This is a genomic window from Oleiphilus sp. HI0128, from assembly GCF_001635365.1.
Genome location: NZ_LWGG01000890.1, coordinates 1 through 1,519, shown reverse-complemented (window position 1 = coordinate 1,519; position 1,519 = coordinate 1). Strand labels below are relative to the sequence as shown.

Here is a 1,519-nt window from a genome sequence, read left to right as displayed (position 1 = left end):
CTTAAAGTCTATTTTTTTAACATTATGGTGATTAAGATTAAGCAACAAATTCAGCTCACACTTGTGATACTTTTTTTAGACTTATTATCCTCAGACCTACACAAAAAGCGGTATTGAAAATGGTTAAAAGCTCTGAAGCATTCAACTTCTACTCTCACCTGCTTGGCGCGATAGCAGCCGTGGTCGGTACAGTTTTTTTATTAAAGGTTGCAACCGGCTCTGCTTCAATGCTCGTCACAGCCTTAGTTTACGGTTTGTCACTAATCTTTCTTTTTTCTGCTAGCTCTTTATACCACTGCTTTAAAAAGCAAGAGAACGAGCTATCTTTCTGGCGAAAAATGGACCGCTTAGCGATATTCTTTATGATTGCTGGTTCTTATACTCCCGTCTGCTACTTCTTTCTGGATGATGACTGGCGCTTACCAATGATAGCAATTCAATGGGGACTGGTGGCATTTGGCCTGTGCTCACAATTATTCTTCCCGCGCGCACCAAGAATACTCTATGCCTTAATTTTTCTGACAATGGGCTGGATGCTAGTTTTCCCCATGCAACAAATCTTGGATCTCATGACCGATATGCAGGTTAATCTGCTTTTTGCTGGCGGTATCGCGTTCACGCTAGGTGCTATTTTCTATGCAAGTAAGAAACCCTTAATGTTGCCTGGAATTTTCAGTTTCCATGAACTCTTCCACGTAATGGTCTTAATTGGTGGCGCCTGTCATTACAGCCTGATTTACAGTGCATTTTCCGCTACGGCGTCAGCCTAAGATGAGCTTAAGCTCTAAAGCACAATGCCTGCTAGAGGAAGAAACGAGTCGTTTTATAAACGATTACCAGGAACACTTCCTTAAAGGTGAAACCAAGCCACCAGAAATTGGCCAACCTTACCTGCTTCATCAGCCTCAAGCCACGCAGGGAGTGCTGCTTGTTCATGGCCTAATGGCTGCCCCGGAAGAAGTGCGAGAGTGGGCTGACTATCTTTATAGCCAAGGCTATACCGTCTACGCGCCACGAATGGACGGGCACGGTACATCGGCAGATGATTTATCTCGCCGTAAAATGAGCGAATGGACGGCGGCGGTTAACCGGGGCCACGAAATACTTAAGCACTGCTGTGAGCATATCGTCATCGCTGGTTTCTCTACTGGCGCTGCGGTGGCACTTAAACAAGTCATTGATAAACCCGACGCCTTTGATGCACTTGTGAGTATCAGCGCGCCGCTCAAGTTTAAAAAATTCTCTGCTAACTTTGCCAAACCTGTCAACACCTGGAATAAGGTTCTAAGACAAATAGCTAATCCGGTATTTGATACTAAAAAGTTTCGTAAAGAGTTTGTCACCAACCATGCCGACAATCCTCACATCAATTATCTACGCTGCCCGGTAAGCAGCATCGTTGAAATCAAAAAATTAATGAACCAAGTCCAGAAAGGGCTCTCTAGCATCACCATCCCAACCTTAGTCATTCATGCAGATAAAGACCCAAAAGTTGACGTCCAAAGCGGTAGAGATATTT

Annotated in this window: 2 protein-coding genes; both read left to right on the top strand. The window is 44.2% G+C overall.

Annotated elements, in window-relative coordinates:
- Positions 1-119: 119 nt before the first annotated feature.
- Positions 120-770, top strand: a complete 651-nt coding sequence (locus A3763_RS14315) for a hemolysin III family protein (protein ID WP_068514341.1) — start codon at positions 120-122, stop codon at positions 768-770.
- A gap of 1 nt (position 771) precedes the next feature.
- Positions 772-1,519 (top strand): carboxylesterase (locus A3763_RS14310; protein ID WP_156495100.1); only part of this gene is annotated, 748 nt, incomplete at its 3' end.